The sequence below is a fragment of the Chryseobacillus diguaensis genome (assembly GCF_049220665.1).
In the GTDB taxonomy this organism is placed as follows: Bacteria; Bacillota; Bacilli; order Bacillales; family Bacillaceae; genus Metabacillus_B.
This window is the reverse complement of sequence record NZ_JBMKNV010000001.1, coordinates 416,320-431,313: the sequence shown is the minus strand read 5'-3', so window position 1 is coordinate 431,313 and position 14,994 is coordinate 416,320. Positions and strand designations below refer to the sequence as shown.

General features: G+C 41.4%; 11 protein-coding genes. All 11 read right to left on the bottom strand.

From position 1 onward, the window contains the following. Window positions 1-11 precede the first annotated feature (11 nt). The 11 genes from ACOT8F_RS02135 to ACOT8F_RS02085 all read right to left on the bottom strand — a co-directional run bounded on the left by ACOT8F_RS02135 (window position 12) and on the right by ACOT8F_RS02085 (window position 14,985). A complete protein-coding gene (locus ACOT8F_RS02135) occupies window positions 12-290 on the bottom strand; it encodes a DUF503 domain-containing protein (protein WP_421649894.1) in 279 nt (92 codons plus the stop codon). After that, a complete protein-coding gene (gene infB / locus ACOT8F_RS02130; protein WP_421649893.1) occupies window positions 287-2,500 on the bottom strand; it encodes a translation initiation factor IF-2 in 2,214 nt (737 codons plus the stop codon). Before infB ends, ACOT8F_RS02135 begins: the two co-directional genes overlap by 4 nt. A gap of 19 nt (window positions 2,501-2,519) precedes the next feature. Then, window positions 2,520-2,804: a YlxQ family RNA-binding protein gene (locus ACOT8F_RS02125; RefSeq protein ID WP_421650034.1), complete on the bottom strand. Its 285-nt coding sequence runs from the start codon at window positions 2,802-2,804 to the stop codon at window positions 2,520-2,522. A gap of 11 nt (window positions 2,805-2,815) precedes the next feature. Then, on the bottom strand, window positions 2,816-3,094 hold the full coding sequence (rnpM, locus tag ACOT8F_RS02120) for an RNase P modulator RnpM (RefSeq protein ID WP_421649892.1): 279 nt from the start codon (window positions 3,092-3,094) through the stop codon (window positions 2,816-2,818). A gap of 13 nt (window positions 3,095-3,107) precedes the next feature. Continuing rightward, window positions 3,108-4,223, bottom strand: coding sequence for a transcription termination factor NusA (nusA, locus tag ACOT8F_RS02115; RefSeq protein ID WP_421649891.1), 1,116 nt, complete (start codon window positions 4,221-4,223; stop codon window positions 3,108-3,110). An 83-nt stretch (window positions 4,224-4,306) separates the two neighbouring features. Next, window positions 4,307-4,780, bottom strand: coding sequence for a ribosome maturation factor RimP (gene rimP / locus ACOT8F_RS02110; RefSeq protein WP_421649890.1), 474 nt, complete (start codon window positions 4,778-4,780; stop codon window positions 4,307-4,309). 318 nt (window positions 4,781-5,098) lie between these two features. Further along, window positions 5,099-9,403 (bottom strand): PolC-type DNA polymerase III, encoded by a 4,305-nt coding sequence (locus tag ACOT8F_RS02105; RefSeq protein WP_421650033.1) that lies wholly within the window; start codon window positions 9,401-9,403, stop codon window positions 5,099-5,101. A 398-nt stretch (window positions 9,404-9,801) separates the two neighbouring features. After that, window positions 9,802-11,505: a proline--tRNA ligase gene (locus ACOT8F_RS02100; RefSeq protein ID WP_421649889.1), complete on the bottom strand. Its 1,704-nt coding sequence runs from the start codon at window positions 11,503-11,505 to the stop codon at window positions 9,802-9,804. A 205-nt stretch (window positions 11,506-11,710) separates the two neighbouring features. Further along, entirely contained in the window at window positions 11,711-12,976 is a 1,266-nt protein-coding gene (rseP, locus tag ACOT8F_RS02095) for an RIP metalloprotease RseP (RefSeq protein ID WP_421649888.1), read from the bottom strand. Between the two features lie 15 nt (window positions 12,977-12,991). Then, on the bottom strand, window positions 12,992-14,143 hold the full coding sequence (dxr, locus tag ACOT8F_RS02090) for a 1-deoxy-D-xylulose-5-phosphate reductoisomerase (RefSeq protein ID WP_421649887.1): 1,152 nt from the start codon (window positions 14,141-14,143) through the stop codon (window positions 12,992-12,994). Window positions 14,144-14,193: 50 nt separating this feature from the next. Beyond that, on the bottom strand, window positions 14,194-14,985 hold the full coding sequence (locus tag ACOT8F_RS02085) for a phosphatidate cytidylyltransferase (RefSeq protein WP_421649886.1): 792 nt from the start codon (window positions 14,983-14,985) through the stop codon (window positions 14,194-14,196). Window positions 14,986-14,994 lie beyond the last annotated feature (9 nt).

Here is a 14,994-nt window from a genome sequence, read left to right as displayed (position 1 = left end):
TCACCTCATTCTTAAAACCACTCAAAAGATGTAACTGTGCGCTCGATTTCAGGAAAAGAATCTATAAACTGCAATACATTGTGCAGCTCACGTTCTGTGCTTATCTTACTCGAGGTGATAGCAACAATCCCAAATCGGGTTCGCTGCCACAAATCCTGATGATCGATTTCTGCAATAGAAACATTAAATTTCTGGCGTACCCTTATAATGATTCTTTGCAAAACAGAACGTTTCTCTTTCAAAGACCCTGCATCATAAATCAAGCAATCACATTCGACACAGCCAATCATTTTCGTTCAATTTCTTCCATTACATACGCTTCAATAACATCAGCCTCTTTAATGTCATTAAAGTTCTTAATGGTAATACCACATTCATAGCCTTGTGAAACTTCCTTCACATCGTCCTTAAAGCGTTTCAGAACGTCGACTTCGCCTTCAAAAATGACAATGCCGTCACGAATCAGGCGGATTCCGCTGTCACGGGTGATTTTTCCGTCTGTGACATAGCCTCCTGCAATCGTACCGATTTTGGAAACTTTGAACGTTTGACGAACTTCAACCTGGCCGATAATTTTTTCCTGGAATTCGGGATCAAGCATCCCTTTCATTGCCGCTTCTATTTCTTCAATCACTTTATAGATGATGCGGTGAAGACGAATATCAACGTTTTCTGCCTCTGCAGCACGTTTCGCATTTGTATCAGGTCTAACGTTAAATCCGATTACGATACCATTCGATGCGGAAGCAAGCATAATATCGTATTCAGTAATGGCACCTACGCCAGTATGGATAATTTTAACCTTAACACCTTCAACTTCAATTTTCTGAAGGGAAGATGCCAATGCTTCTACTGAACCTTGAACGTCAGCTTTTACAATCAGGTTAATATCCTTCACTTCGCCTTGCTTGATTTGTTCAAATAAATCATCAAGGCTGAGTTTTGATTTTTCGCCGCGCTGTTCAACAAGCTGTTTTGAAGCTCTTGCTTCCCCAACCTGGCGGGCTTTTTTCTCATCTTCAAATACCATAAACTGATCTCCTGCAAGAGGAACATCATTTAAACCTGTGATTTCGACAGGTGTTGAAGGGCCAGCCTCTTTTACGCGGCGGCCAAGGTCGTTGACCAAAGCACGCACACGGCCGAACGTATTTCCTACTACAATCGGGTCGCCTACGCGAAGCGTACCGTTTTGGACAAGAAGTGTTGCAACAGATCCGCGGCCTTTATCAAGCTGCGCTTCAATAACAGTACCTGTTGCGCGTCTTGCGGCATTTGCTTTCAGTTCCTCTACTTCACTGACCAATAGGATCATTTCAAGAAGGTCATCTATTCCATCACCTTTTAAAGCAGATACCGATACAAAAATAGTATCTCCGCCCCAATCTTCAGGAACCAGATTGTGCTCTGTTAATTCCTGCATAACACGGTCAGGATTGGCAGATGGTTTATCCATTTTATTAACAGCAACAATAATCGGCACTTCTGCCGCTTTTGCATGGTTAATGGCTTCAATTGTCTGAGGCATAACTCCGTCATCAGCTGCAACTACAAGGATTGTAATATCTGTTACTTGAGCTCCGCGTGCGCGCATCGTTGTAAAGGCAGCATGCCCTGGAGTATCAAGGAACGTGATTTTCTTACCATTCGTTTCGATTTGGTAAGCACCAATGTGCTGAGTGATCCCGCCTGCTTCTCCCTCAGTTACTTTTGTATTTCGAATAGAGTCAAGAAGCGTTGTTTTACCATGGTCAACATGACCCATAATCGTTACAACCGGAGGACGTACAGCAAGGTTTTCTTCTTTGTCTTCCTGCTCATATCCTTCAAATTCTGTTACATCAAACAGAATTTCTTCTTCCACTTCCACACCGAATTCGCCTGCGATCAGCTCAATGGAATCTTTGTCGAGTTCCTGGTTAATCGTAGCCATAACACCCAATTGCAGAAGCTTCTTAATAATTTCAGATGGCTCTTTGTACAATTTTTGAGCTAATTCGCCTACAGTCAAAGATCCAGTAAATGTAATTTTGCTTGGAAGTTCTTTTTTAGGCTTTTCTGGCTGAGGCTGGAAAGTGCGGCTGTTTTGATTAGCCGGCTTGCCTTTTTTATTGTTATTCTTTTTATTTTTATTGAATGGCTGATTGCCGCCGCCTGGTTTTTGGGTGCCTTTTTTATTTCCTCCGCCATTACCAGGAGTTTTCTTTAGGGAAGTGTTAGAATTTCCGCTGTTTTCTTTAATGGAAACAGCACGTTCCGGCTTTGCTGTTTTTCCTTGAGCGGAATTATTTTTAGCAGGTGCTGCCCCTGTATTTTGAGCAGGCTTTTGGCTGGGAGCAGATTTTTTTGCAAATTTATTATCTAATGGCTGCAAAAATTTGTCTTCAATCATACCCATATGATTGCTCACTTCAAAGTTTAAATCTTTTAATGCATTAATTACATCTTTGCTAGACACATTGTGCTGTTTTGCGTATTCATATACTCTCATTTTTGCCATGTGTTCACCCCCGAGTTATTTAATCGAGCAAGTCTTTTAATTTTGAGGCAAATCCAGCTTCCGTAATGGCTACGACCACTCTTGCTTCTTTTCCGATGGCATGGCCGAGGAGAAGACGGTCTGCTACGTATGCAACCGGAACCTGATAGGTTTTGCATTTGTCTGTTACTTTTTTTTGGGTATTAAAAGAAGCATCATTTGAGAGCAGGACAAGCTTTGCCCCTCCTTTTCTCACTTCTTTAACGACAAGTTCCTCACCTGAAATGACTTTTCGCGCTCGATTGGCCAGTCCTAATAAAGACATCCACTGCTGATTCAAGACTGTTTTTCCGCTTCTGCAAGTTCCAGCAGTTCTTCGTACAATGATGGGTCAATATGGGCCTTTAACTGGCTGGATAGAATGTTCTTTTTTTTGGCCAGTAAAACACATTCCTTATCCAAAGTTAAGTAGGCTCCGCGACCATTTTTCTTCCCTGTTAAGTCAATGGAGACATCGCCTTCAGAAGACTTTACGATGCGGACCATTTCTTTTTTAGGTCTCATTTCTCCGGTAGCCACGCATTTTCGTAAAGGAATTTTCTTACGATTGTTCACGCGGTATCACCTCTTATTCGCCCTGTTCTTCATATGCATCATAATCTTCTTTTGCTTCATCACTTGCTGGTGCTTTTTGGGAAAGCATACCGAGCTTTTCAGCATCAGATTCGCTTTTAATATCAATTTTCCAGCCTGTCAGTTTCGCAGCAAGGCGGGCATTTTGCCCTCTTTTACCGATGGCTAAAGACAGCTGATAATCCGGAACAATGACAGTTGTAGCTTTTTCTTCTTCATTTACAAGGACTTCTACTACTTTAGAAGGGCTTAGAGCATTTGCTACAAAATCCACCGGATCGCTTGACCAGCGAACGATGTCAATTTTTTCGCCTTTCAGCTCATTAACTATAGCCTGTACCCTTTGTCCTTTAGGACCTACACAGGATCCAACAGGGTCAATCTCAACCTGTTCTGCATAAACAGAAATTTTCGAACGGTCCCCTGCTTCCCTTGCAACCGATTTAATCTCAACAGTACCATCAAAAATTTCCGGCACTTCAATTTCAAATAGGCGTTTAAGCAGCCCAGGATGTGTTCTGGAAACAAAAATTTGCGGCCCTTTTGTCGTTTTTTCAACTTTTGTAATAAAGACCTTAATGCGGTCATGCGGTTTATATTGTTCGTTTGGCATTTGCTCATTTACTGGAAGCAAAGCCTCAATTTTACCAAGGCTGACATAAATGAATTTAGAATCTATTCTTTGAACGATTCCTGTCATGATATCTTCTTCGCGGTCAATAAACTCAGAATAAATAACTCCTCGTTCTGCTTCACGAACTCTTTGGGTAACAACCTGCTTTGCTGTTTGTGCAGCAATACGGCCGAAATTTTTAGGTGTTACTTCAATTTCCACAATATCTCCGACCACATAGTTCGGATTTATGGAATGAGCTTCATCCTCTGACAATTCAAGGCGCGGATCAAACACCTGGTCTACAACGTCTTTGCGGGCAAACACGCGCATTGTGCCTGTGTCGCGGTTCAAATCAACGCGAACATTCTGTGCCTGATTGAAATTTCGTTTGTAGGCAGATATCAGCGCTGCTTCAATCGCTTCAATGATCACTTCTTTGCTGATGCCTTTTTCTCTTTCAAGGATCGTTAAGGCATCCAAAAGTTCACTACTCATTTTTACTGTTTCCCCCTTATACATTCATGCACTCATTCTTCTCAAGCTTGTTAGGATAGCTTAAAAAGATCTTTCTTTCCCGTTTATCCGAAAATTACAGCCAGTCTTGCACCGGCAACTTTTTCGTAAGGAATTTCTACTTGTTTTTTTCTTGTTTTGATTGTAACGGTTACAGTAACGGTTTTTCCATCAAATGACTCAAGGATACCTTCGAATACTTTTTCTCCGTCTATTGGTTCGTACGTTTTAATATTCACATGCTTGCCGATTGCTTTTTGAAAATCAGCCTCTTTTTTTAGCGGACGCTCTGCTCCAGGAGAAGAAACTTCTAAAAAGTAGTTGTGAGGTATAGGATCCAACGGGTCAAGTTTTTCACTCAGCCGTTCACTGACAATTCCGCACTCTTCAATATCTACGCCGTCATCTGAATCTATAAATACGCGAAGAAACCAGTTTTTTCCTTCTTTCACATATTCGATATCTACCAGTTCAAGCCCTAGTTCATTTACTATTGGCGCAGCAAGGTCAGCGACAACATCGGTTACTTTTTTACTCATTCTTTTCCTCCTTGTATTCCAAGCAAAATAGCTCCTATAGCTGATGAAAAACCCTGCTAATTTAGCAGGGAATTTTTGTAATTCACTATCGAAAGAGGTCCTACTCAATACAAAAGAGCGGGTTGCCCCACTCTCTTCGCCTCAGGTATCGCTAGCATTTCCAATAAAACTATACCATAACCTGTATTTTTTTGCAAATAGCTGTTCACTTAAATCATTGATATCTGAAGCCCTTCTTTAATAAGCATTTCAACTCTTTTTTTTCTGTTCATAAACCGTTTGTAAAAGAGATTTTGTTCCTAAAAAGCTCTGGCCTGTTTAGAACAGAGATAACTGGTTCTGATCCGGCAGTGCGTCAAGGCAGCCTTGCTTGTCCAAATACTCTAAAATCGTTTTTGAAACTTTACCGCGCTGCTGAAGATCTTCCTTGGAAAGAAACTCTCCGTCCTTCCTTGCATTAACAATGTTGATGGCTGCATTTGTTCCAAGACCAGGAATGGAATTAAACGGGGGTATCAAAGAATCACCGTCAATAATGAATTCAGAAGCACTGGAACGGTACAGATCTACCTTTTGGAAGGAATACCCTCTTTCGCACATTTCCAAAGCAAGTTCCATTACAGTCAGCAAACTTTTTTCCTTAGGTGAAGCATCAAGCCCTTTGCTGTTAATCTCTTCAATTTTTGCTTTAATAGCTGTAGAACCTTTTACTTGTGTTTCAATATCAAAATCATCTGCCCGAACGGTAAAATAGGCTGCATAATATAACAGGGCATGATGCACTTTAAAATAGGCAATACGAACAGCCATCAGTACATATGCTGCCGCATGGGCTTTCGGGAACATGTATTTTATTTTCAGACAGGAATCAATATACCACTCAGGCACATTATTGTTTCTCATTTCCTCTTCCATTTCAGGGGTGAGGCCTTTCCCTTTACGAACTGATTCCATAATTTTGAAAGCAAATGAAGGTTCAAGGCCTTGATAGATCAAGTATACCATGATGTCATCACGGCAGCCGATTACCTCACTAAGATTGCACGTATTATTGTGTATCAGCTCCTGGGCATTTCCAAGCCATACATCTGTTCCGTGGGAAAGTCCTGAGATCTGTACGAGTTCAGAAAAAGTAGTCGGCTTTGTATCCTCAAGCATCTGCCGCACAAATCGGGTTCCAAACTCAGGTATTCCGAGTGTTCCGGTTTTGCACATAATCTGATCCTGTGTTACCCCGAGGGATGCCGTTCCGCTGAATATTTTCATAACCTCAGGATCATCTGTCGGTATTGTCTTCGGATCGATTCCGCTCAAATCCTGCAGCATACGAATGACCGTCGGATCATCGTGGCCAAGTATATCGAGCTTCAGCAAGTTATCATGAATGGAATGAAAATCAAAATGCGTTGTTTTCCACTCAGATCCTGTCGCATCGGCAGGATACTGAATCGGTGAAAAATCAAAAATATCCATATAATCCGGGACAACAATAATTCCGCCGGGATGCTGACCAGTTGTTCTCTTAACCCCTGTACACCCTTGTACAAGTCTGTCTACTTCTGCTCCCCGAAGGTTCAGGTTATGGTCGCCTGCATAACCTTTTACATACCCGTATGCTGTTTTTTCTGCGACTGTTCCGATCGTTCCCGCACGATAAACGTTATCTTCGCCAAACAGAACCTTTGTATAGTTATGGGCTTTTGGCTGATATTCTCCTGAGAAGTTTAAATCGATATCGGGTACTTTATCTCCTTTAAATCCAAGGAAGGTTTCAAATGGAATATCGTGGCCGTCTTTTCTGTATACAGCTCCGCACTTCGGACAGTCCTTATCAGGCAAGTCAAACCCTGAACCGACTGACCCGTCATTAAAAAATTCTGAAAGCTTGCAATTAGGGCATACATAATGCGGAGGAAGCGGGTTAACTTCTGTGATCTCAGTCATCGTAGCGACTAAGGATGATCCGACTGATCCCCTTGAACCAACTAGATAGCCATCATCCAGAGATTTTTTAACAAGCTTATGGGAAATCAGATAGATAACTGCAAATCCATGGCCGATAATGCTTTTCAGTTCTTTCTCAAGCCTCGCCTCAACGATTTCAGGAAGTGTGTCCCCATATATGCTTTTAGCCATGGTGTAGCTCATTTCCCTGATCTCATCCTCTGCACCTTCAATTTTCGGGGTGTAGAGATCATCTTTAATCGGTTTTATCTCATCAATCAAACCAGCAATAGCTTGAGTGTTTTGAATAACAATTTCCCGCGCCTTTTCTTCTCCTAAAAACTGAAAGCACTCAAGCATTTCAGTTGTTGAACGGAAATGAACATCAGGCAGCTCATGCCTGTTAAGAGGATTGGCTCCTCCTTGAGAACTGACGAGAATTTTTCTGTAGATTTTATCATCAGGATTCAGATAGTGCACGTTGCCGGTTGCGGCAACAGGAATGCCGAGCTTATCTCCAACCTTTACTAAGTTTGAGATGATTTCCTTTAAGGCTGTTTCATCCTTTATATACTCCTGATCAATCAAATGCTTATAAACGACTGGAGGATGAACTTCAATATAGTCATAAAACCCTGCAATTTCTTCGGTCTCTTCAGGAGACTTCTGCATCATGCCTTCAAATACCTCGCCTTTTTCGCAGCCTGAGCCAATCAAAAGCCCCGACCGGTACTTTTTCAATACAGATCTCGGGATTCGAGGCACTCTATAGAAATAGTCTATATGAGAAAGGGATATGAGTTTAAACAGGTTTTTTAAACCTTCGTCCGTTTTTGCAAGCAGTGTAGCATGAAAAGGCCTGGATCTTTGATACGCATTGCTTTGACCCATATTATCGTTAAGATGATCATGATACAAAATTCCTTTTTCAGCGGCATCCTTCAGCATTTTTACAAGCAGATACCCTGTAGCCTCCGCATCGTAAATAGCGCGGTGATGCTGTGTCAATTCAATATCAAATTTTTTACAGAGCGTATTCAGGCGGTGATTTTTCATTTCAGGATACAAAAATCTGCCAAGTTCAAGCGTATCAATGACCGGATTAGATGCTTTTGAGGTCTGCAGCTGATTTTTATACCCATCATTTAAAAATCCCATATCAAAACTTGCATTATGGGCAACAAGAATGTCGTTTCCAATCCAGTCTTTAAACCGCTGAAAGACCTCTTTTACTTCCGGAGCATCCTGCACCATATCATCGGTAATACCGGTAAGGTTAATCGTAGTTGCAGAAAGAGGATGATGGGGATTTGCAAAAGATTCGAATCTATCAATTATTTCACCATCATGAATCTTTACTGCCGCAAGCTCAATCACCGTGTCATATACAGCAGATAAGCCAGTTGTTTCTACGTCAAATACAACGAAGGTTCCTTCTGAAAGCAGCAAGTGGGCATCATTGTAGGCAATTGGAACTCCGTCATCAACGAGATTGGCTTCTATTCCATACAGTATTTTGACGCCATTTTTTTTTCCTGCTGAATAGGCTTCAGGAAAAGACTGTGCGATTGCATGATCTGTTATTGCGATAGCCTTATGGCCCCACTTCTTTGCTTGTCCGACAAGACTTGATACAGAAGATACAGCATCCATCTGGCTCATTGGGGAGTGAAGGTGAAGTTCAACCCGTTTTTGATCCTCCGGTTCTGAGTCGAGTCTTTCGATCGCTTTAACTTCATTGATATCGTTGGCAATCATAACAAGATCTCTGACAAATGTATCGTTTTGGATGCTTCCTCTGACTTTTAGCCACATCCCTTTCTTAATCGCCTGCATGATGCCCGCATCCTCTTTGTCTCTTGCAAACATCTTAACAAGGATAGAGCTCGTATAATCTGTTATTTTCAATGTAAGAAGGGTTCTTCCGCTTCTTAATTCCTTCGTTTCAGCAAAAAAGACATAGCCTTGAACCACCGTGCGGCGCTCTTCGTCTTCAATCGTATGAAGGAGTCGAATCTCTTCGTCGGCTTTGATCGGATATCCAATTGTGACAGGCCCTGTGATTTCAGGCTGATCGGAAGACTCCCGTTCTTTTTTTTCCATTTCTGACACAGCTTCCAGAGCTCTTGCTTTGTCCTCCTGCAGCTTCAATTCATTGAACTTCATCATATCTTCTTCTGAATGATTCACTTCTGTTTCAAGCTGAAGGAGCGGAAAACCGAATTCTTGTAGGCTGTCAATTATGAGAGAGCCGTATTTTTTCTTCAAGGACACAGCTTCCGTATCATTTCTGGTTTTAATCAGCATTTTGATTCCCTGAACAGATGGAAGCTGTTCGCTTAGAAGCGAAAGCATTGGCGGGGATATGCCTTCTATCTCCTGAATACAAAAAGGCCAGTAATCCTGCAGCATTTTTTCGCTCGGATGCTTCTCTTGCTTCACTTTAATTGAAAATGTAACAGAGGCTATATGAGAAAAGGCCTTCGTAAGCCTTCCATGTAAAAGCTGATAAATTTCGATCGGGAGCAATTTTTCGAATAGAAACTCAAAATGCCATTTTCTTTCATTTTTGTGCACCGTCAATTTCGAGATGGCTCCATTATGAAAATGTGAAACAACTTGGTCATCTGTTAATTGCAGCTGCTGAAGCAGGAGCTGAAATCGTTCGATTTGATCCATAATTCTCTCTTCCATGATCGAACTTTCCCCTCTTTCCAAAATGGAAGGGGCTGACCCATAAGTACTCTGCTCACCATCTGTACAACAAGAGACATGAAATTTTTCTTCTTGTCTCTTCATTTGTACGAATGTGCAATGCACTTTGTTTTGGGGTCAGCCCCTAATTTACCGTTTATTTAGTAATATCATAACATGAATAAGCCAGTTTTTTTAAAAAAATGATTGGAATTCTAAAGGATTTTACCTAAGGCTGTCTTCGCAAAGATTGTTGCTCGTACAAGCTCTTATACCGCATTCAGCCTAACTTCGGGGCATCTTTTCTTATAGAATCTTACCTTTTGAACGCAATATAGGGTCATGAGCAACAAAGTTTAAGAAAAGAGCCTTAAGAATAGAGCCTACCTCAAAAATAAATCATTGAGCAAACCTGGAAGTTCATCAGCGTGGATCTCCTGGCTCTCTCCATTACGGCGGAATTTCACTTCGACAATTCCTTCTCCCGCACGCTTGCCGACAGTAATTCTTACAGGAAGCCCGATTAAATCGGCATCTGCAAATTTCACTCCTGCACGTTCTGCTCTGTCATCATACAGAACATCGTACCCTTTTGCTTTCAGATCTTTATAGAGCTTATCAGAAAGTGCAACCTGATCATCACTTTTCACATTAACCGGAATCACATGAACATCAAACGGTGTAACAGAAAGCGGCCAGATAATGCCTTTCTCGTCATTATACTGCTCTACAATGGAAGCCATTGTTCTGGACACTCCAATCCCATAGCAGCCCATAATCATTGGCTGTGATCTTCCGTTCTCATCAAGATACATAGCATTCATATCTACTGAATACCTTGTTCCAAGTTTGAAAACATGTCCAACTTCAATTCCTCTTGCAAACTTTATGCTGCCTTCTCCATCAGGAGATGCATCGCCTTCTTCGATGAAACGAAGATCAGCATATTGAATGGAAGGAATGTCCCGATCAGGGTTAATATTTACATAATGAAAGTTTTCTTCATTTGCTCCGCAAACTCCATTCACAACAGACTGGACAGAATAATCGGCAATCACTTTAACGTCAGTTGGTATGTTTAATGGTCCAACATACCCTGTAACACAATTCAGCACTTCTTTCGTTTCTTCCTGTGCGGCAAGTTCTGCGGTTCTTGCTTCGACCAGGTTTTTCACCTTGATATCGTTTATTTCATAATCTCCGCGTACGAGAACCAGAACAAAAGAATCATCTGCTTTAAACAGCAGTGTTTTAATGCATTTTTCTTTCTCAACGTTTAAGAAAGCAGCAACCTCTTCTATGGTTTTCTGATTAGGTGTCTCCACTTTTTCAATGTCTTTTGGCTCTTCATTGGATTTCTCATATTCCATTGGTGCAGGCGCCATTTCAATATTGGCAGCGTATTTGGACGTATCAGAATATGCAATGGTATCCTCACCCACTTCAGATAACACCATAAATTCATGAGTATCTTTACCGCCCATTGCACCAGAGTCAGCGATAACCGCTCTGAAGTCAAGACCGCAGCGGGAAAAGATATTGCTGTAGGCCTGAAAAATCTTGTCATATACCTCATCAAGACTTTCTTGTGAAGAATGAAAAGAATAAGCATCCTTCATAATGAATTCTCTTCCTCTTAAAAGACCAAAGCGAGGACGTTTTTCATCACGGAATTTTGACTGAATTTGATAAAGGGTAAGCGGAAGCCTTTTGTACGATTTCACCTCATCACGCAAAAGGCTCGTAATGACTTCTTCATGGGTAGCACCAAGAGCGAATTCCCTGTTATGCCTGTCTCGAAAACGCATTAGTTCAGGACCGTATGAGTACCATCTGCCTGATTCCTGCCATAGCTCTGATTGCTGAAGAGCCGGCATAAGCAGCTCAGCAGCTCCTGCATTTTCCATTTCTTCGCGGATGATATTTTGAATTTTTTGCAGCACTTTTGCAGCCAGCGGCATATAGCTGTATATTCCGCTTGTATTTTGACGGATGTAACCCGCACGGAGCAAAAGCTGGTGGCTTTTAATATCCGCATCAGCGGGAACTTCACGAAGGGTAGGAATAAAAGTCATACTTTGTTTCATCTTAAAGCACCTCGTTCTAATCTATTTCTCGTAAATTTAGGAATTCATTATTTTAGGCTCTTTTCTTAAACTTTGTTGCTTTTCACAATAAATATCTTTTACAAGATCCTTGCTTGGCAGGAACTTTAAAAAATGATGCCACGAAGCAAGACAAAATGCGTGATAAGGGAATTTGCGAATAGCAACAATCTATGCGAAAACAGCCTTATTTTAAAAGGAAAAGCCGCTGTATATCATTCCATGTAACAACCAGCATTAAAAGCATCAGCAAGGCGAATCCGATAAAGTGAACCATTCCCTCTTTTTGACGGTCAATCGGTCGTCCTCTTACTGCTTCGACTGCAAAGAACAATAAACGTCCTCCATCAAGAGCCGGTAAAGGAAGAAGGTTAACAATACCAAGGTTAATGCTGAGCATAGCAGCCCAGCGAAACAGGTTTTCAATACCTGACTGTGCTACTTTGTCTGTTACATCGTAAATTCCAACAGGCCCTGAAAGCATCTTAATGGAAAATTGACCGGTGATCAGCTTGCCAAGTCCCAGTATAATTTCTTTTGTTACATTGAATGTTTCTGTTGCCCCATATTTCACGGCAGTAAAAAAGCCTTTTTCTACTGGGTTATAAGCCCCGATTCTTCCTATCGTCTGATCCCCTGCTTTAAAGCTTTCAGGAACAACTTTTACAGAAAGATCCTTCCCGCTTCTGTTAATTTTAAAGGACAATTCCTTGTCAGGACTTGATCTGATAATATCCACTACATCTTTCCAAGAAGAAACGGTTTTCCCATTTATAGACTCAACAACGTCTCCTTCTTTAAGTCCGGAATGAATGGCTGTCCCGTTTTTCGTCAATTCGCCAAGCTTCGGCTCATCGACCGGGGAGCCTTGAAACAGTCCCAGGAAAAAGAGTACGACAAATGCGAGAATAAAATTCATGAACGGACCTGCGAAAATAGCAGCTGCCCTCTGTCCAAGTGTTTTCGAAGCAAATTGCCTGTTATAAGGGGCAATTTGAACTTCCTGGCCATCCATTATAAAAAAGGAATGTTCAGATATCTCAAAACGCTGAAGAGCCTCTTCTTCCCCTTCTTCAAAGCCAGTGATGAACATGCCATGCTCAAGATCTGCCTTTTCTACTTCCACTATTCTCGCTTCGGGATACTTCTCTTTATTATTGATAATGATTTTTTCAATTTTTCCGTCTTTGCCAGGCAGCAAACCGACATGATATCCCGGTTTAACTTCAATCATTTCGGGATCTTCCCCAGCCATTCTTACAAAGCCGCCTATAGGAAGAAGCCTGATGGTATAGATTGTTTCATTCTTTTTAAAAGAAAGTATTTTTGGTCCAAAGCCGATCGCAAATTCCCGGCAAAGAATGCCCGCTCTTTTTGCCAAAAGGAGATGGCCCAGCTCATGAAAGAAAACGAGAGCACCAAAAATTAAAACAAATGCGATCACAGTGTTCACTAGACACTACCACCTTTATATAAGTAATGACTTCACAAAGCTTCTCGTTTGCTTGTCAATTTCCTGAATCGTTCCAAGATCCGGCTTATGTAGAACCTGATGCTTTTCCAGAGCTTGTTCAATCAGATCTTCAATCTGCAGAAAACCTATTTTCCCATCAAGAAAAGCGGCTACAGCTTCTTCATTGGCTGCGTTTAAGACCGTCGGCATTGTACCGCCTATTTTACCTGATTCATAGGCAAATTGTAAGCAGCGATAGCGCTTGAAGTCTGCCCTGGAAAAGTGAAGTTTTTCTGAATCCCACAAATTCAGCCGCTGTGTTGAAGGAAGAGGAAGCCGGTCCGGATAAGTGAGCGCATATTGAATGGGCACCTTCATATCCGGAGTCCCCAGCTGTGCTTTTACACTTCCATCATGAAATTCAACTAATGAATGGATGATGCTTTCCTTATGCAGCAGAACATCAATCCGCTCGTAAGGGATATTGAAAAGCCAGAACGCTTCAATAACTTCGAGCCCTTTATTCATCATTGTTGCTGAGTCTATCGTGATTTTTGCCCCCATAGACCAGTTTGGGTGCTTTAAAGCATCTTCCACTGAAACATTTTTCAGTTCGTCCCGTTTTTTGTCCCTAAAGCTGCCGCCTGAAGCCGTAACAATCAGCCTTGAGATATTTTCCCTGCTTTCTCCCTGCAGGCATTGAAAAATAGCAGAATGTTCACTGTCTACAGGAAGCAGCTGAACACCGTATTTTTCAGCATGCTCTGTCACAAGATGCCCTGCCGTTACAAGTGTTTCTTTATTGGCGATCGCTACGGTTTTTCTGCTTTCAATAGCCTTTAGTGTCGGAAGCAGGCCGACGCTTCCAAGCAAAGCATTTACGACAAAATCAGCTTCGGGATAAACTGCCGCTTCAATGTTTCCTTCATCGCCGCAGGAAAACTGAATGCCTCTCCCGGCAAATTGAATGACAAGCTTTTCATACGTATTTTTATCTTTTACTGAAACGAACTTTGGAGAAAAGTCTTGAATCGCCTTAGCTCCGGCCTCAATATTTTTCCCGAATGTCATAGCAACAAGTTCAAATTCCCCGGGGTGTTCCTGAATAACCTGAAGTGTCTGTATGCCAATTGAACCGGTAGCTCCTAATAAACTAATCTTTTTCATATGTTCACTCCCTATTTCGAAAACGGCTGCTGCTTATAAACTCGGATTCATTACAGGAGCTTAAACAAAAAATGAAGAATCGGCAAGACGAATAAAAGACTGTCAAACCGGTCCAAAATACCGCCGTGGCCAGGAAGAATGTGGCCGGAATCCTTCACATTGTATTGCCTTTTTAATGCAGATTCTACAAGATCCCCCAGTTGTCCGAATATGGATAAAATAATGGTAATGATCCCTAGTTTTACGTAAGAATCAGCTATACCCGTAAAAGCCTGAAAAATCATAGCTGCTAAAAGAGCGGATAGTATTCCTCCTATGAAACCTTCAACTGTTTTGTTCGGGCTGATTTCGGGCCAAAGTTTCCTTTTACCAAAAGATTTTCCGATAAAATAAGCCCCGCTGTCTGTAGTCCATACTAAGATAAGGCCATAAATCAAATATTCAAGCCCTAAGCTTCTTGTTTCGATAAAGTAAAAAAAGCCGATTCCCACATACATAATAGCCAAGATGGCAAAACCTGCATCATTAAAAGAAAACCTGTTTTTTGTTACAACCGTGTAACTGAGAAGCAATAAAACGGCCAAAAGAGAACATTCGATTTTGGAAATGGCGAGATTGCTTAAAACAATAATATGATTCGAAGGGATAAGCAATACCCATAATAGAAATAAACTGATGACTCCAGGGAAACTGGTTAAATGAATTTTTTTCATATTAAATAATTCATATAAGGCAATTGTGCTTAACAGATAAATAAAAACTGCAAACGGGATATTGCCGAATATTACGAAGGGTAAAAATAAAGCTGCTGCTATGACTGCTGTAACGATCCGTTTAACCATCTTGCGTCA